Below are 16,407 nucleotides of genomic sequence, written 5' to 3'. Positions count from 1 at the left end.
CTGAGGCTTTCTTGGTTTCAGTGATAGAAAAAATATGAGATTTGCAGGTATCGTTGAGTACGATGGTAGTGATTTTTGTGGCTGGCAGCGACAGTTGCATGTGCCATCAGTGCAAGAAACTGTTGAGCGAGCAATCAGCCTAGTCGCTAACCATGAGGTGGGAATAGCTTGTGCAGGCCGTACAGATACCGGTGTGCATGCGCTTGGACAGGTAATGCATTTTGACACTAATGCTAACAGAGATTTGCGTTCCTGGTTGTTAGGAATAAATGCAAATTTACCACCCAGTGTGGTGTTAAGGTCAATTAAACCTATGCCTGAAGATTTTCATGCACGCTTTTCTGCACTTTCACGTACTTATCGTTATATTATAGCAAATGAAAAAGTGCGCTCCGCATTGCTTGCTAAGAGAGCAGTGTGGGAAAGATTGCCTCTGCAGGCAGATCTAATGCAAGAGGGTGCTAACTACCTTGTTGGGGAGCATGATTTTACAAGCTTTCGAGCATTATCTTGCCAAGCGAAAAGTCCAATACGAGAAATCTCAAATTTTCGTATTCATCGAGAAGGGGCATTAATTATTATGGATGTGACAGCTAATGGATTCCTGCATCATATGGTACGAAATTTAGCAGGCGTGCTGATGAGTATTGGTAAGAATGAAAATTCTCCACAGTGGGCGCAGCGAGTATTAATGAAAAAGGATCGTGCTTGTGGTGGGGTAACGGCACCTGCCCAGGGTTTGTATTTTATGTCTGTATTGTATGAGCAAAAATATCAGCTATGAAATTCATCTAAAATTATTTGAGTTAACAATTAAGAAGCTAAAAGATGGCGCGCACACGTATTAAATTTTGTGGAATTACTCGGCCTGAAGATCTGGATGTGGCTCAAGATTTGGGTATTGATGCAGTCGGCTTGGTGTTTTGCCCTACTAGCCCACGTTCTATAGATGTACAACACGCATGTACGTTAATTGATCGCTGTGGGCCATTTATTACTAGTGTAGGGTTATTCATGAATCAAGATGCGGGTACAATTAACTCGTTATTGGGCGAAATCCAACTAGATATGCTCCAGTTTCACGGAGATGAGCCAGAGCAGTTCTGCGCTTCGTTTGGTTTGCCTTACTTAAAGAGTGTAGCTATGGGTGGCGATCATCAGGCAATGTCTGAGCTGGACTACCCTTCCGCCTCAGCTTTATTGCTTGATAGTAATGAAGTAGGGCAGCCGGGCGGTTCTGGTAAGCAGTTTAATTGGGAAAATATCCCAACAATACAAAAGCCAATAATTCTTGCTGGTGGCCTAAGCTCTGAAAATGTGGCTGCCGCGATTAAGCAAGTTCGCCCATATGCTGTTGATGTCAGTAGTGGAATTGAATCAGCCAAAGGAATAAAAGATATTAATAAAATGAATGATTTTGTCAGTTCAGTGCGAGAAGCAGATGAACGTTAACGTAAAAGAAAACACAGTGAACGCAACCACGATGCCTGATAAGGATGGCCATTTTGGTATTTACGGTGGACGTTTTGTTGCGGAAACATTAATGACTCCTTTGGAGGAACTTGAGACAGCTTATCTTGCTAGCAAAGATGATCCTGCATTTCAAAAAGAGTTTGATGATGACCTTGCTTATTATGTGGGACGTCCAAGCCCGCTCTATCATGCAGAAAGATTAACAAAGCTTTGGGGAGGCGCTCAGGTCTATCTTAAGCGAGAAGATCTCAATCACACGGGCGCGCATAAAATTAACAATACCATAGGCCAAGCATTGCTCGCTAAGCGTATGGGTAAAACTCGAATCATTGCAGAAACGGGTGCGGGTCAACATGGAGTAGCAAGTGCCACTATTGCCGCACGCCTAGGTTTAGAGTGTGTTGTTTATATGGGTGCAGATGATATTCAGCGGCAAGCGCCTAATGTTTTTCGCATGCGCTTGTTGGGCGCTACTGTTGTTCCTGTCACATCAGGTTCGAGAACATTGAAAGATGCTTTAAATGAAGCGCTGCGAGACTGGGTGACTAATGTCGACAATACTTTTTATATTATAGGTACTGTTGCTGGTCCACATCCTTATCCATTATTAGTGCGTGATTTCCAAACTGTTATTGGTCGCGAAGCACGTGAGCAAAGCTTAACGCAAACAAGTAAGTTACCTGATGCTCTGGTTGCATGTGTGGGTGGAGGTTCAAATGCAATAGGTTTATTTCATCCATTTTTATCAGACAAGGAAGTTAAAAAATATGGTGTAGAAGCTGGTGGAGATGGGATAGAAACTGGACGTCACTCTGCGCCATTAAATGCAGGAAGCCCTGGGGTGTTACATGGTAATCGCACTTATCTTATGGAAGATAATAATGGTCAAATTATTGAAACACATTCAATTTCAGCGGGATTAGACTACCCAGGTGTGGGACCTGAGCATTCATGGTTAAAAGATGAGGGTAGTGTTGAGTATGTTTCTGTGACTGACGAGGAAGCTCTTGCTGCGTTCCATGAGTTGACACGCGTTGAAGGTATTATTCCTGCATTAGAAAGTAGTCATGCTGTTGCCTACGCCCAAAAACTGGCAAAAATGATGGATAAAGATCAATCTATAATTGTTAATTTGTCTGGACGTGGAGATAAAGATATCAATACTGTGGCAGGCATAGAGGGGATTGAGTTGTGAGTCGTATACACACATGCTTTGAGCAACTTCAACAAAGCAACCAAAAGGCACTTATTAGTTATATTACTGCTGGAGATCCTCACCCATCACATACATTAGAGTTGATGCATGCTCTGACAGATGCTGGTAGCGATATAATTGAATTGGGAATACCTTTTTCTGATCCAATGGCAGATGGTCCTGTGATACAACTTGCCTGTGAACGTGCGCTGAAACATGAGACTTCGTTACATGATGTGATAAATATTGTTAAGCAATTTCGTGAAACGAATTCGACTACACCCATTGTATTAATGGGATATCAAAATCCAATAGAGATATTTGGTGTAGAGAAGTTTGCGCAAACTGTTACAGGCTTGGTGGATGGTGTTATAACGGTTGATTTGCCGCCGGAAGAAAGTCAGCAAATGGCTTCAATTTATAAAGCGCAGAATATAGACACCATTTATTTATTAGCACCAACAACAAAAGATAAACGTGTGCAAATGATTACTGATCTGGCTTCGGGATTCCTTTATTACGTCTCTTTCAAGGGAATTACAGGTGCTAGTCAGATTGATGTAGCGAGTGTAGAAGAAAAAGTCACCCAGATTAGAAAACATACAGATATTCCAGTTGCCGTTGGATTTGGAATTAAAGATGCAAAAACCGCACGTATGGTTGCTGACTGTAGTAATGCGGTGGTAGTAGGCAGTGCTATTGTCTCAATTATTGCAGAATATGGGGATGATTTACCTACGGCGGTCGGTAAGGTTAAAACTTTGTTGCACGATATTAAGAATGCGTTGGATAATAGCCAATCTGTTCAAAATATAGCTTAACTAAATTTCAATTTAATTTCCCTAATCAATTTATCTGGTAAAATTAAAATAATATGAGCTGGCTAGAGAAACTAATGCCGTCGCAAATTCGTACTGAAAGTACGTCTAAGCGAAAAGTGCCTGAAGGTCTATGGGATAAATGCCCAAGTTGTAGCGCAGTACTATACGGTGCGGAGCTAGAGCGTAATCTACAAGTATGTCCAAAGTGTGGTCATCATTTGCGAATCAGTGCGCGTAGTCGTGTCAGTTACTTTCTTGATGATGGAGACCAACAAGAAATAGGTTCCGAATTAGAGCCTAAAGATTTTCTGAAGTTTAAGGATTCGAAGAAATATAAAGATCGCCTTTCTGCGGCTACTAAAAGTACCGGTGAGAAAGATGCCCTAGTTGTTTCTCATGGAAAACTAAAAGGGATGCCTGTTGTTGTTGCGGCATTTGAATTTAGTTTTATGGGTGGGTCTATGGGCTCTGTTGTTGGCGAGCGCTTTTTGATGGGGGTTAAGAAGAGTATTGCTGAAAGTATTCCCTTTATATGCTTTTCTACTAGTGGTGGTGCGCGCATGCAAGAAGCATTAATGTCATTAATGCAGATGGCTAAAACAAGTGCTGCACTAACGCGATTATCGGAACAACGTTTGCCTTTTGTTTCTGTATTAACTGACCCAACAATGGGTGGAGTCTCTGCAAGCTTTGCGATGTTGGGTGATGTGCATATCGCAGAGCCAAATGCGCTTATAGGCTTTGCTGGCCCAAGAGTAATTCAACAAACCGTGCGTGAAACATTGCCTGAAGGTTTTCAGCGAAGTGAATTCTTATTAGAGCACGGAGCAATTGATATGATCGTTGAAAGAAAAGACATGCGCGATCGTATTCATAATTTGCTGCATATTTTAACTGATCGCATCGTATAAATTCTTGCCGTTATAATTAGCATGGCAATTTTAGTTCTTATTTTGAATTGCTTGATGCAATGAAATATAACACCTTAGAAGATTGGTTGGCGTGGCAAACAACATTACATGCTCGTGAAATTGAATTAGGCCTAGACAGAGTCGAAACTGTTGCAAAACGTCTAAATCTTCTTGAGTGTCCTTTTCCCGTTATTACTGTTGCGGGTACAAATGGTAAAGGTTCTGCTGTAGCGATGTTAAGTGCAATACTGCATCACGGCGGATATAAAGTCGGCACTTACACTTCTCCACATATTGTTCACTATAATGAACGTATAAGAATTGGTTTGAGATGTGTTAATGATAAGCAGTTGTGTCAGTCCTTTGAAAAAATTAATAGTGCGCGAGGTGACATTAGTTTAAGTTTTTTTGAATTTGCTACTTTAACTGCGTTAGATATTTTCCATGAAAATAAAGTCGATGTAGCCATCCTAGAAGTTGGTTTGGGTGGGCGTTTAGATGCGACTAATATTATTGATAACGATTTGGCATTCGTTACAAGTATAGGCTTGGATCATACTGAGTGGCTGGGTGACACCAGAGAATTAATTGGTTACGAAAAAGCAGGAATTTTCCGCGCTAACACGCCTGCAATCTGTGGTGATATAGATCCACCTAATTCGATTTCGCAGTCAGCTCAAAAAATTAACGCTGACTTGTTTCAGTTGAATGCAGATTTTAGCTATAAAGTTGCAAAAACATCGTGGTCTTTCTTGACGGACGGCTATGAGATTCATGGCCTGCCATTGCCTAATCTTTCTGGCGCAGTACAAATCAGAAATGCGGCTAGCGTGATTATGGGTTTGTATTGTTTAAGCGATAAGTTACCTTTGAATGCAGATGCTATAGAGACTGGCCTGCGTGAAGTGACCCTAGAAGGAAGATTTCAACGCATTGTAAAGGATTGTGAAATTATTTTGGATGTTGCACATAATTTCGATAGTGCAAAGATATTGGCTGAGAATCTAATGGCGCTACCTAGGCCTCAAAAGACAATTGCGGTGTTTGCAATTTTAAGTGATAAAGATGTTGATGGAATAGTTTCATTGATGCACTCTCACATAGATAATTGGTATATATCGCAAGTTAATTCACCGCGACGTATGCAAGTAGATAAGGTGGAACAGTCACTTATGAAACAAAGCTCAGATATCAGTGTGAAAGTGTTTGAATCAGTGGAACATGCGTATTCGCAAGCACAGATAGATGCCTGCGAGGGTGATCGAATTATAGTCTTTGGTTCGATTTTTACTGTTTCTGAAGTACTTGCTAGTGAATCATAAATATTTTTCAATATTAACGATAGTTCATACAAGCTTCGCATGTGTCACATGGTTTATGTAGAATATGGATATGAATTGCATTTACCAAACTTACTAAAATAGTGGATTCAACGCTTAAATATAGAATCGTTGGTGCCACTGTATTGTTGTCATTGGCGGTTATTTTTATACCCATGATTCTAGATGGTTCTGGGCAAGAATCTGTGACAAAGATCGATATGGAAATGCCGCCAGAACCCACGCTGGTATTTTCTGATGAGCTTGATAGTCAGGTGCAAACGCCAGCGCCAGAACATACTTATTCTGGTCAAGATACTACAGCCAGCCATCAAGACACGGATGCAGCTAATAATATTGTGCCAGAGGTGGTTGTGAGTGCTGATACTAAATCAGAGCTGTTAAGTTGGGTAGTCCAAGTAGGTGCATTTGGTGAAAAGACAAAAGCTTTGGCCATGCAAAAACAACTTGTTGATGCGGGTTATGATGCATTGGTTGAGGTTGGCTCGAATAACGGTAAAGACTATTATAGAGTCAAAGTTGGTCCTGTTATCTCGCAAGATGAGGCAACAAAGATTAGGGATAGTTTGCGAAAGAAAATGAAGTTAGAGGCAGCGTTTGTAACTAGACATCCACGTACAGCTGGATAATTAAAAAATAATAAATACATGGCTGATATCACTTGGATAGATATAATCATTGTTGTCATTTTTTTGATTTCGACAACTATTGCCCTGTTAAGAGGGTTTGTGCGTGAAGCAGTATCAATTGTGACTTGGGTAGCTGCTATTTGGTTGGCGCTTAGTCAGTCTGAACAAGTCTCATTTTTGCTTCCTGAGGCAATTGATAGTACAAGCCTGTCATTTGGCGAAAAGGAATTTGGCACTAATATTCGTGTTGGCATAGCCTTTGTGTTAATCATGGTAGGCGTATTGGTGTTTGGTGCGTTAATTAACTTTGTGCTCAGTCAAATTATGAAAGCACAGATACTAAAAGGTGTAGATCGTATGCTTGGGATGGTGTTTGGTATGTTACGAGCCTCCGTGATTACAACTATTTTGATTATGACAGCTTCAGCGTTTACCACATTGCATCAAACGACATCCTGGCAATCATCGCGATTTATTAAACCGTTTGAACATGCGGCAGTGTGGGTAGTCGCTCAGTTACCTGAACGATATGCACAGCAGTTTAGACTGCCTGCTGAAGTACCCAGTGCCGATATTCAGCTATAGAGAACTAATATGTGTGGAATCGTAGGAATAATAGGTAGTCAACAGCTTAATCAAGAGTTGTACGATGGTCTGACGGTATTACAACATCGCGGGCAAGACGCTGCTGGTATCGCTACTTCGGAAGGTAACCGCATTTATCAACGTAAAGGCAACGGCCTGGTGCGAGACGTATTCCAGGATCGTCATATGCAGCAGATGCAAGGTAGCATGGGCATAGCACATGTTCGATATCCAACTGCTGGAAGTTCTTCTTCAGCAGAAGCACAACCATTTTATGTAAATTCTCCATACGGCTTGAGCTTAGGTCATAACGGAAATCTGACAAATGCTGAAGATTTAAAACAAGAATTGTATCTTGATGACCGCCGCCATATTAATACTAACTCAGACTCAGAAATATTATTGAACGTACTTGCGCATGAGTTACTTTATTCTGGGCAGAGACAATTATCACCCAGGACGATATTTGATGCAGTACGAGGAGTGCATCGGCGATGTGAAGGTGCCTATGCCGTGGTATCAATGATTTGTGGTATGGGAATTTTGGCATTTCGCGATCCTTATGGTATACGCCCCTTAGTTTATGGTGTTAAAGAAACTAAAAAAGGCGTTCAGTATATGGTTGCATCCGAAAGTGTCGCGTTAGATGTGCTGGGATACGAGTTAGTGCGCGATGTAAAACCTGGTGAAGCTATTCTTATTGATCAGCAGGGACAATTTCATTCTCAAGTATGTGTCGATGAAGGTATATATTCACCATGTATTTTTGAGTATGTGTACTTTGCTCGACCTGATTCGATAGTTGAAAATGTTTATGTGCAAAAAGCACGTATGCGTATGGGGCAGCGTTTAGCGGAAAAAATACTTAAAGCTTGGCCTGAGCATGACATAGACGTAGTGATTCCTATTCCAGATACTAGTCGAACTGCAGCGTTGGAAATGGCTCATGTAATAGGGTGCAAGTATCGTGAAGGGTTTATTAAGAATCGATACATAGGCCGAACATTTATTATGCCTGGACAAACTCAGCGTAAAAAATCTGTGCGTCAAAAACTTAATCCAATTGGGTTGGAGTACAAAAATAAAAACGTTTTGCTGGTAGATGATTCTATTGTACGTGGAACAACCTCAAAAGAAATTGTTCAAATGGCTAGAGAAGCTGGTGCCAAAAATGTTTACTTTGCCTCTGCTTCTCCGCCAGTTCGTTATCAGAATATATATGGTATTGATATGCCTGCAGCAACCGAGTTAATTGCACATGGGAAAAATGTCGATGAGGTTTGTGAGGAGATAGGTGCAGATAAATTATTTTATCAGAATATAGATGATTTAATTTGGTCAGTACGAAAAGGAAATAAAAAGCTAAAACAGTTTGAGACCTCTGTTTTTACTGGAAAATATGTCACTGGGATCGGCGATGAATATCTCCGGTCTTTAGAGGTTGTGCGTAGTGATGCAAGTAAAGCTGAGCAAGAACAGGGTAAGCAGCAAGACTATACAAGTGTAGATTTGATTAATAATTTATAAGTAGATTCGCATTTTGATGCAACTGCCGGCTAATTTGGAGAATCTTCGTTTAAAGCTAGAGGAAAAATTTTCCAATCAAATCACTGAACCATGGTTATTGGTGGACTCAGGCGGTCAACTTCTTTATATGATCGCAGATGCTGCTGAGCTACGCCAGTTCTCAGTGTCAACTTCAAAGTATGGTATGGGATGTCATCAGGATAGCTTTATGACGCCACTAGGCGCGCATCAAATCGCTGAAAAAATTGGTGATCAGCAACAAATTAATGAAATATTTGTCGGTCGAGTAGCTTCGGGTGAGACTGCAGAAATCATTGACGATGCTAAACCATCCGAGCGCGATTTAATTCTAACTCGAATACTTTGGCTTCACGGATTGGAAGAAAATAAAAACTGTGGAGAAGGCGTAGATTCTTTTCAACGCTATATCTATATACACGGTACTCACGAAGAAGGCCTGTTAGGCACACCGGCATCACATGGATGTATTCGTATGTCCAATGCAGATATTATTGACCTCTATCAGCAGGTATCTGTCGGAACTTTTGTGTATATCGTTTAAAATTTCTCTAACAATAATTAAAACTATTCGCACCTAGCTATATTCTATTGTATTCTCGCGCCTTTCTTATAATTAGTAAAAAGTAATCTTATGGACGCAAAACAACTTGAACAAGCGCGTGATCAAGTGCTTGAAATATTTGAGGCTGGAGTTTCACGCGTCAAAGGGAATAATGCAGTTATAGAATTCTTAGAGAATAACTCTTTGTCAGGTGAATACCATTTGATTGCAGTCGGAAAAGCAGCTTCTTCGATGTCAATCGGTGCGCTGTCAGTACTTAAAGATCAGATTGTTAGCGGTTTAGTGATTACTAAACATGATCATACTGAGGACGAGCTACGTACTTATGAGAACATCACGGCAATAGAATCGGATCACCCTGTGCCTGGAGAGCCAAGCTTGGCAGCGGGCAGAGCACTAGTTGATTATGTAGAAAATGCTCCTCAAGACGCAAGATTTTTAGTGTTATTCTCTGGTGGCGCTTCCAGTTTGATGGAAGTGTTGGCAGATGGAATGACGTTAGAGAAATTAGCTCAGCTGAATAAAGTACTGTTATCGATTGGTTATGACATTACTCAAATGAACCAGATAAGAAGAGCTATCTCTCATATTAAGGGTGGTCGTTTGGCGAATTTTATCAATGGTCGAGAAACGCTTGCTTTACTAATTTCAGATGTGCCAGGCGATGATCCTGCTGTGATAGGTTCAGGACCGCTTACCCCTGTACAAGAAGATATTAGTCAACTCGATTTGCCTGAATCAATTACCTCTATACTAGAGGGCGTGAGTTTTACGCCTACTGCAAACAAAGAATTATTTTCTAATATAACTACCCATGTGATTGCGACATTGGATGATGCAAAAGTTGCAGCAAAAATTTGTGCGCAGTCTTTAGGGTTTGAAGTGAAAGTTCATGATGAGTTTATGCAGGGTGATGCTGAAAAAAAAGCAGTTGAAATTTGTCATCTGCTTAACGATGCAGCGTATGGTGTTCATATATGGGGTGGAGAAACTTCACTAATACTTCCTGATAATCCTGGTCGTGGAGGACGTAATCAACATTTGGCAGCAGTTGCTGCACGCGAATTGTCAGGTAATGATAGTATTGTATTTCTTGCGGCTGGTACTGATGGCACAGATGGTCCGACCCCTGACGCGGGAGGTCTAGTGGATGGGCAAACTGTATCGCGTGGAGATAAGTATAATCTAGATATTAATGATTACCTTAGCGCGGCAGATGTAGGTAATTACTTGATCAAGACAGGCGACTTGGTCACTACAGGGCCAACAGGAACAAATGTGATGGATTTAGTAGTTGTTTTAAAGAAGTAACGTAAGTATTTGTAAAATGTTTTTTGGTCAGGTCAAAAAGATTTTGATGCAAAATGATCCTGTTATAAAAACAAAGCAAGTCGATCAACTCTATACTCAGTTAACCTCAGATCAAATCGATCTGTCTGTACACAGTACTGTCGAAACGGTCGAAATTCCGGGCCGTCCAAGCCAGCCTCAATTAGTCCATCCTAGTAAAGTTGCGCGGCGCAATTTGAATACTGAACAAGGTCGCGTAGCGCTAGTTCATGCTATATGTCATATCGAATTTAATGCGATTAACTTAGCGTTGGACGCAGTGTATCGTTTCCAGCATATGCCACGTGATTATTATTTTGATTGGATGAAAGTTGCAGCTGAAGAGTCTAAGCATTTCTTGCTGCTAAGTGATCGATTGAACCAGCTAAACTCTGCTTATGGCCATCATCCTGCACATAATGGATTGTGGGAGATGGCAATAAAAACACAACATAATATTGTTGAGCGTATGGCGCTGGTGCCACGTGTCTTAGAAGCTAGAGGCCTCGACGTCACGCCAGGGATGATATCTAGACTAGAATTCGCGGGAGATATCGATACGGTGAATATATTGAAAATAATTTTACAGGATGAAATTGGCCATGTGGAAATAGGCACAAGGTGGTTCCGTCATGCATGTAAGCAGCAAAATCTCGATTCCGAAGCAACATTTATCTCGTTATTGAAGCAATATAATGTAACTGTGGCTAATGGGCCTTTGCATATAGATGCAAGACAACAAGCGGGCTTTAGTAAAGAAGAATTAAAAGCTTTGTCCTAAGCTCTATACTGATGTAAAACTTTCTAAAACTATTCCTTCAGGGCTGACACTGATGACACTGCCTTTCTTGTACCAGTCACCAAGCACTGCACGTTTATAGAATTTCGAGTCAATTTCGAAGTCGTGAATGCTGGGCCGGTGTGTATGCCCATGAATCAACAAGTTGGTTTTGTTTCTTTGCATGGCAGCTTCAACTGCGATTTGATTTACATCCATAATATCGTCAGATTTTTCAGCTACTGCTTGTGTTGAAGTATCTCTTAATCGCTTAGCAAGTGATTGACGTGTAGATACAGGTAATTGCAATACAATCCATCGCAACCATTTATTTTGTGTTTTTTTTCTAAAGCGTTGGTATGCAATGTCGTCAATGCAGAGTGTATCTCCATGCATTAACAAAATCTTTTGGTTATATATATTTGCCACATGCTCTTCAGTTAGTAGAAGTATGCCAGTTTGTTTAGCAAATTTTTCGGCGACTAAAAAATCTCTATTACCATGTAAAAAATAAACAGGTGTATTTGATTCGCTAACTGTTTTTAATGCTTGAAATGTTGACTGATATTCATCATATGGAGCATCATCGCCAATCCAGTATTCGAATAGATCACCTAAAATATATAAAGCATCTGCATGTATAGCGCGTTTAAGTAAGAATAGATTGAAGAGGTCGACGACAGCCGGCCTCTTCACATCTAAGTGAACGTCTGAGACAAATAAAGTCTCAGACATTTATTGCTCGAGTAACGTTACTTTCTCAATAACTATCGGTTCAAGAGGTACATTTTGGTGTCCGCCGTGATTCCCGGTTGCAACTTCTTCGATAGTCAATACTACATCTAAACCTTCAGTCACTTGACCAAATACTGCATAGCCCCAACCCTGTGGGGACTCGCTGGTGAAATCTAACATTGCATTGTCAACTACGTTAATAAAAAATTGTGCGGTAGCAGAGTGTGGCGCTGATGTTCGCGCCATAGAAATGGAACCTTTTATGTTTTTTAAACCATTATTTGCCTCATTTTGAATAGTCGCATTAGTGGTCTTTTGCTTCATATCAACATCAAAGCCACCGCCTTGAATCATGAATGATGGAATTACACGATGGAAAATAGTGCCATCGTAGTGACCAGATTTTACGTAAGCTAAAAAGTTTTCTACCGTCTTGGGTGCTTTTTCAGCATCTAATTGTATGACGATATTGCCTTTAGTGGTTTGAAATTGAACTTTGGGGTTTGTTTCACTCATCGTTGTGTTTCCTAATATGGCTAGTAACAAGCACATAAAAATACTAGTGAGGTAAATCGCTTTCATTCGGTGCCTATTTGGTGGTTTATTTGAATTGTGTATCATAATGAATACAGCCTGACTGGAAAAGCCATTTAGTCCGCTTAGAATCTGATTACAACTGGTTGACGGTAGCCGCCCAATACGCGTATCCTTCCGCGCACTTGACCATTCTAGATGAATGGTTGAGTAATCAGTTCGGGGCATAGCGCAGCCTGGTAGCGCATCTGCTTTGGGAGCAGAGGGTCGGGGGTTCAAATCCCTCTGCCCCGACCAAAAACCTATGTAAGTGTTTCACTGTTTTGTATCGTTTAGAATTGGCTTTCTATGTTGACTTGTACGCCAGTATGTCTACCATGTGACAGCGGTAAAAACACGGCACGTAAATATATTCTGCGCCCGTAGCTCAACTGGATAGAGCATCGGCCTTCTAAGCCGGGGGTTGCAGGTTCGAGTCCTGCCGGGCGCGCCACCACTGCGTTTAGGTAGAGAGACTCGCAAATTTGTTGACCAGGTTGTTATGGTGAGCGTAGCTCAGTTGGTAGAGCCCTGGATTGTGATTCCAGTCGTCGTGGGTTCGAGTCCCATCGTTCACCCCACCACCGCCTAGTAAACCAATTATCGTCTCTAATTCCCTGATTTACATAATTTTGTTCATTCTCTGGTCAAAATAGTCGTTTGTTTTAATATTTTGACTTTATTCACTTAAGTCCTGTCCATATAAGCCGATATTTGAAGGGTAACTAGTTATCTATTTGGAATCCTCATATGAGTGGTATTAAGCAAGAAGTCCTAGATAAATTAAAAAAGTGTAAAGAGCTTCCTTCCCCTCCGGGCGTGGCTGCCCAGATTATTGATCTCAGTCAGAATGTCGGAAGTGATATTGATACGCTTGCACAAGTTGTCAGTATGGACCCCGTGTTATCAGCAAAAATTATTCGCATGGCAAATTCATCTCTTTATATGCGTGCAATAGAAACTGATAGTGTGCAGCAGGCAGTGTCTATGTTTGGTTGGACTGGAACGTTAAATATTGCGCTTAGTTTTTCTTTAGTGGGTGGTGCAAAACATACCGATTCTGAAGGCTTGGATTATGACTTGTTTTGGAAACGTTCTTTGGCAACTGCTGTGGCATGTCGTAAATTAGGTGAAGTCACAAAATATGCAATGAAGGAAGAGCTATTTTTACCTGGCATGTTGCAAGACTTGGGAATGCTTGCAATTGATAAGGCAGTTCCTTCAGTTTATAAAGGTATTGATGAGAGGCAGCAGGATCACCGGTATTTATGTGCATTAGAAATGAGTCAATTGGAAACAGACCATGCGGCTATAGGCCAATGGTTGTTAGACTCATGGCGTATACCGCAAAAGATAACGGAGGTGGTGGGATTAAGTCATGCTGATAGTGATTTAGTGGAAACACAGTTAGATCCAAAGCTTATTCAATGTATTAGATTTTCAGGACCAATTGCAGATTGCATTTATTGTGATGAAGAATTTAAAAATTATATGAATGTTGCAGAAATGGCGGAGAAGGAATTTGGATTGGATATTACTGATTTTCTCTCATTAATAGGTAAATTGACCGAGGAATACCAAGAGATGGCGACATTATTCGATATCGATGTTGGTGATGCATCTGTGCTTCAGTCTAATGCCGAAAATGCAAAGCAAATTTTGTTAAAAAGTATGGGTGTGGTTTAACTCGCGTATAATGACTCCAACAATAACGTAAATGTTGGTGGTTAGTATTGGTGATTTCAGAACAACTTCGAACAAATGCGGTCGCAATTATTAGTTTAATCGTGGCCCTGTCTGGGCTGGGTTACAATACCTGGCGTAATGAATCTACTGAATCAAATAAAAATATTCGTGAAGCCGGCTTCTTTATGATGCAAGAGTTAACGGAATTACAAGAAGTAGTTCTATATGCACGTTTTGATCGTGATGATGATAGAGGCGATATAAAATCAGGTTGGTCACATGTGCTGGCAGTTAAGGATATTAGCTATGCTATGCCAGAGTCTGTGCAAAAAGATGCTGTTGCATTGTCTGAGATATGGCAAAAGAACTCTCCGGGAATTGCATTAAATCAAGATGATAGTTACAAGCAAATAGATAAAGCTATCGATAAAGTTAAAAAGCAAATAGTATTCGCAATTAATGATCTTGAGTGAGTAAATAAAGATGATTCTGATGCGCTTGGTGTTTGTAATTTGTGTTATTGTTTTTTGCGTCGCAGCTCATGCTGATGACTTGCCGCAGGATTGTTCTAGTGACTGCATAGTTTACTACGGAGAAACGCTAGGTGAATCTATATCTGGCGTGAAAGCTTATTCTAATTGTAATAATACGTGCGTAAATCCTACGCCATACTTTGTAAGTGATACATTTACAGGAATTAAGTGGCAATGTGTAGAGTATGCACGTCGGTGGCTGCTAACAAATTACGATGTTGTATATGGTGATGTAGATATAGCTGCAGATATATGGGATTTAAAAGAGGTAGGTTCGCCAAATAAAAACATCCAGAAGCCATTTATAAGTATTGTAAACGGTGATAAACAGCATGGTGTGCAACGAGGAGATTTGCTGATTTATTCGCAAGAGTTTCATGGTACTGGTCATGTGGCGGTAATACTGAAAGTAGATGAGGAGAATCAAAAATTATATTTGGGTGAGCAGAATTTTGATAACAATAAATGGCACGGTGGATTTGCACGCGATATACCTTACATTAAGCGTAACCAAGAGATATGGGTCCTAGATGCTTATTTGATAGGTTGGAAAAGAGTGGTTAGGTAGTAGAAGATTTTCGAAAATATAATAATGCCCAAACACAAATAACGAATAATATCCATATCGCGCTGAATTCACCAACATAGTTATCATAGTTGCTAGCAAACTGCCCACACTCAGCACTATTGTCTCGATCTGTAAAATCTTTAAATACTTTAATGTGTGTGACCCAGCCTGCGTGTATACCAATACACCATAAAATATTATTTGTGCGTAATCGTACAAGTGATAAAAATATCCCTGCAAGGAATAGTGCAAACCAGGCATCTAAAAACATACCTGCATTGCTAAAATTAGCAAATGCTGTAGACAGTAAAATAAAACCGCTATACCAATGAATGCCATTGCTGAGATCATAGTCAGGTGCCTGTAAGAAGTGAACGCTGCTATAAATGATACTGACAATAATTATTGCCGATAATGAATTCATTACTGATGTCAGCTGTGATTGTAGTAGACCGCGAAACAATGTTTCTTCTATAAGGCCTATGATACTTGCGGAAACAAGGGCACTGGCAAAAACTAACAATGGCTCTAATAAGCTTTGTGGAACTGGTTCCCATAGTCTAAATCCACAAGACAAAAACAAAATTGAGATTGGCACCAACATGATCAACCCGAATAGCCATGAGCGTACTGCTATTTTAGTGAAGTGTTTACGGCTAAAGCCTAGTGATGAAAAGTTGTTTATATTTAACATTCGACATGTTGGGTAGAATAGTAATACCGCAAAAAATAATATTGTTCGTGAGACGATACGCTCGAGATTAGCACCGCTTAATAGGAATATTGGATAGGCGAGTAAACAGCCTATTATGCAAATCGTGCAAAAATAGATAACAATAATAGTGACTCGAGACATGATAATTGCTTCTTGCTTTGATCTATATAATTTCGAAAGAGTAGTGTTTGGCTATGGATTAGCCAAGGTTGTTATATTTTATGGGTCTTATATTTCTAGTGGGATAGCACCTAACTATCGGGCGTATTTCAAGTTATACTAGCACGTTGATGTCTGTGATGATTAAGCGAGAGTGGCGGAATTGGTAGACGCGCTGGATTTAGGTTCCAGTGGGGCAACCCGTGAGAGTTCGAGTCTCTCCTTTCGCACCATCATCAATTTCAAATCAAGACTGCATAAGCAAAA

The 16,407-nt window shown here is 40.5% G+C and carries 17 protein-coding genes, 4 tRNA genes and 1 pseudogene; 19 read left to right on the top strand and 3 right to left on the bottom strand.

Going from position 1 to position 16,407, the window contains the following annotated elements; all coding sequences use genetic code 11:
- The first annotated feature begins 34 nt into the window (after positions 1 to 34).
- From truA to R8G33_05715, 12 genes and pseudogenes are all read left to right on the top strand, one after another.
- On the top strand, positions 35 to 784 hold the full coding sequence (gene truA, locus R8G33_05770) for a tRNA pseudouridine(38-40) synthase TruA (GenBank protein MDW3095158.1): 750 nt from the start codon (positions 35 to 37) through the stop codon (positions 782 to 784).
- Between the two features lie 44 nt (positions 785 to 828).
- Complete coding sequence (locus R8G33_05765; protein ID MDW3095157.1) at positions 829 to 1,452, top strand: phosphoribosylanthranilate isomerase; 624 nt, start codon at positions 829 to 831, stop codon at positions 1,450 to 1,452.
- Complete coding sequence (trpB, locus tag R8G33_05760) at positions 1,442 to 2,668, top strand: tryptophan synthase subunit beta (protein ID MDW3095156.1); 1,227 nt, start codon at positions 1,442 to 1,444, stop codon at positions 2,666 to 2,668. Before R8G33_05765 ends, trpB begins: the two co-directional genes overlap by 11 nt.
- On the top strand, positions 2,665 to 3,489 hold the full coding sequence (trpA, locus tag R8G33_05755; protein ID MDW3095155.1) for a tryptophan synthase subunit alpha: 825 nt from the start codon (positions 2,665 to 2,667) through the stop codon (positions 3,487 to 3,489). Before trpB ends, trpA begins: the two co-directional genes overlap by 4 nt.
- A 53-nt stretch (positions 3,490 to 3,542) precedes the next feature.
- Positions 3,543 to 4,385: pseudogene (accD, locus tag R8G33_05750) on the top strand (acetyl-CoA carboxylase, carboxyltransferase subunit beta).
- A gap of 74 nt (positions 4,386 to 4,459) precedes the next feature.
- Complete coding sequence (folC, locus tag R8G33_05745; protein ID MDW3095154.1) at positions 4,460 to 5,722, top strand: bifunctional tetrahydrofolate synthase/dihydrofolate synthase; 1,263 nt, start codon at positions 4,460 to 4,462, stop codon at positions 5,720 to 5,722.
- Positions 5,723 to 5,823: 101 nt separating this feature from the next.
- Positions 5,824 to 6,369, top strand: a complete 546-nt coding sequence (locus R8G33_05740; GenBank protein MDW3095153.1) for an SPOR domain-containing protein — start codon at positions 5,824 to 5,826, stop codon at positions 6,367 to 6,369.
- 18 nt (positions 6,370 to 6,387) lie between these two features.
- The gene (locus R8G33_05735; protein MDW3095152.1) at positions 6,388 to 6,954 is read left to right on the top strand and encodes a CvpA family protein; all 567 of its coding nucleotides are present in this window, start codon (positions 6,388 to 6,390) and stop codon (positions 6,952 to 6,954) included.
- A gap of 9 nt (positions 6,955 to 6,963) precedes the next feature.
- Positions 6,964 to 8,481 (top strand): amidophosphoribosyltransferase, encoded by a 1,518-nt coding sequence (gene purF / locus R8G33_05730; GenBank protein MDW3095151.1) that lies wholly within the window; start codon positions 6,964 to 6,966, stop codon positions 8,479 to 8,481.
- 16 nt (positions 8,482 to 8,497) lie between these two features.
- The gene (locus tag R8G33_05725) at positions 8,498 to 9,043 is read left to right on the top strand and encodes a L,D-transpeptidase (protein ID MDW3095150.1); all 546 of its coding nucleotides are present in this window, start codon (positions 8,498 to 8,500) and stop codon (positions 9,041 to 9,043) included.
- Between the two features lie 90 nt (positions 9,044 to 9,133).
- A complete protein-coding gene (locus tag R8G33_05720; protein MDW3095149.1) occupies positions 9,134 to 10,375 on the top strand; it encodes a DUF4147 domain-containing protein in 1,242 nt (413 codons plus the stop codon).
- A gap of 46 nt (positions 10,376 to 10,421) precedes the next feature.
- Entirely contained in the window at positions 10,422 to 11,174 is a 753-nt protein-coding gene (locus R8G33_05715; GenBank protein MDW3095148.1) for a ferritin-like domain-containing protein, read from the top strand.
- 3 nt (positions 11,175 to 11,177) lie between these two features.
- Here R8G33_05715 and R8G33_05710 read toward each other — a convergent pair whose 3' ends face one another.
- Positions 11,178 to 11,906 (bottom strand): UDP-2,3-diacylglucosamine diphosphatase, encoded by a 729-nt coding sequence (locus tag R8G33_05710; protein MDW3095147.1) that lies wholly within the window; start codon positions 11,904 to 11,906, stop codon positions 11,178 to 11,180.
- A complete protein-coding gene (locus R8G33_05705) occupies positions 11,907 to 12,422 on the bottom strand; it encodes a peptidylprolyl isomerase (protein ID MDW3095146.1) in 516 nt (171 codons plus the stop codon).
- Positions 12,423 to 12,660: 238 nt separating this feature from the next.
- Between R8G33_05705 and R8G33_05700 the strand changes: the two genes are divergently transcribed.
- From R8G33_05700 to R8G33_05675, 6 genes are all read left to right on the top strand, one after another.
- A tRNA-Pro gene (locus tag R8G33_05700) sits at positions 12,661 to 12,737 on the top strand.
- Between the two features lie 119 nt (positions 12,738 to 12,856).
- Positions 12,857 to 12,933: transfer RNA gene (locus R8G33_05695), tRNA-Arg, on the top strand.
- Between the two features lie 51 nt (positions 12,934 to 12,984).
- Positions 12,985 to 13,060, top strand: a tRNA-His gene (locus R8G33_05690).
- A 169-nt stretch (positions 13,061 to 13,229) separates the two neighbouring features.
- On the top strand, positions 13,230 to 14,165 hold the full coding sequence (locus tag R8G33_05685) for an HDOD domain-containing protein (GenBank protein ID MDW3095145.1): 936 nt from the start codon (positions 13,230 to 13,232) through the stop codon (positions 14,163 to 14,165).
- Between the two features lie 50 nt (positions 14,166 to 14,215).
- Positions 14,216 to 14,638 (top strand): hypothetical protein, encoded by a 423-nt coding sequence (locus R8G33_05680; GenBank protein MDW3095144.1) that lies wholly within the window; start codon positions 14,216 to 14,218, stop codon positions 14,636 to 14,638.
- Positions 14,639 to 14,648: 10 nt separating this feature from the next.
- Positions 14,649 to 15,266: a CHAP domain-containing protein gene (locus R8G33_05675; protein MDW3095143.1), complete on the top strand. Its 618-nt coding sequence runs from the start codon at positions 14,649 to 14,651 to the stop codon at positions 15,264 to 15,266.
- Here the strand turns inward: R8G33_05675 and R8G33_05670 are convergent.
- The gene (locus R8G33_05670; GenBank protein MDW3095142.1) at positions 15,259 to 15,960 is read right to left on the bottom strand and encodes a CPBP family intramembrane glutamic endopeptidase; all 702 of its coding nucleotides are present in this window, start codon (positions 15,958 to 15,960) and stop codon (positions 15,259 to 15,261) included. The genes R8G33_05675 and R8G33_05670 overlap by 8 nt on opposite strands.
- A 328-nt stretch (positions 15,961 to 16,288) precedes the next feature.
- On the opposite strand from R8G33_05670, the gene R8G33_05665 reads away from it, so the two are divergent.
- Positions 16,289 to 16,373, top strand: a tRNA-Leu gene (locus tag R8G33_05665).
- Positions 16,374 to 16,407 lie beyond the last annotated feature (34 nt).

This window comes from Gammaproteobacteria bacterium (genome assembly GCA_033344735.1).
GTDB lineage: Bacteria > Pseudomonadota > Gammaproteobacteria > UBA4575 > UBA4575 > UBA1858.
This window is presented reverse-complemented; position numbering and strand designations above follow the sequence as displayed.

Bases quoted from the DNA above. Each gene is read 5' to 3' on its own strand.
- truA (MDW3095158.1), top strand. From the start codon at position 35: ATGAGATTTGCAGGTATCGTTGAGTACGATGGTAGTGATTTTTGTGGC.
- R8G33_05765 (MDW3095157.1), top strand. From the start codon at position 829: ATGGCGCGCACACGTATTAAATTTTGTGGAATTACTCGGCCTGAAGAT.
- trpB (MDW3095156.1), top strand. From the start codon at position 1,442: ATGAACGTTAACGTAAAAGAAAACACAGTGAACGCAACCACGATGCCT.
- folC (MDW3095154.1), top strand. From the start codon at position 4,460: ATGAAATATAACACCTTAGAAGATTGGTTGGCGTGGCAAACAACATTA.
- R8G33_05735 (MDW3095152.1), top strand. From the start codon at position 6,388: ATGGCTGATATCACTTGGATAGATATAATCATTGTTGTCATTTTTTTG.
- purF (MDW3095151.1), top strand. From the start codon at position 6,964: ATGTGTGGAATCGTAGGAATAATAGGTAGTCAACAGCTTAATCAAGAG.
- R8G33_05725 (MDW3095150.1), top strand. From the start codon at position 8,498: ATGCAACTGCCGGCTAATTTGGAGAATCTTCGTTTAAAGCTAGAGGAA.
- R8G33_05720 (MDW3095149.1), top strand. From the start codon at position 9,134: ATGGACGCAAAACAACTTGAACAAGCGCGTGATCAAGTGCTTGAAATA.
- R8G33_05715 (MDW3095148.1), top strand. From the start codon at position 10,422: ATGCAAAATGATCCTGTTATAAAAACAAAGCAAGTCGATCAACTCTAT.
- R8G33_05710 (MDW3095147.1), bottom strand. From the start codon at position 11,906: ATGTCTGAGACTTTATTTGTCTCAGACGTTCACTTAGATGTGAAGAGG.
- R8G33_05705 (MDW3095146.1), bottom strand. From the start codon at position 12,422: ATGAGTGAAACAAACCCCAAAGTTCAATTTCAAACCACTAAAGGCAAT.
- R8G33_05685 (MDW3095145.1), top strand. From the start codon at position 13,230: ATGAGTGGTATTAAGCAAGAAGTCCTAGATAAATTAAAAAAGTGTAAA.
- R8G33_05675 (MDW3095143.1), top strand. From the start codon at position 14,649: ATGATTCTGATGCGCTTGGTGTTTGTAATTTGTGTTATTGTTTTTTGC.
- R8G33_05670 (MDW3095142.1), bottom strand. From the start codon at position 15,960: ATGTTAAATATAAACAACTTTTCATCACTAGGCTTTAGCCGTAAACAC.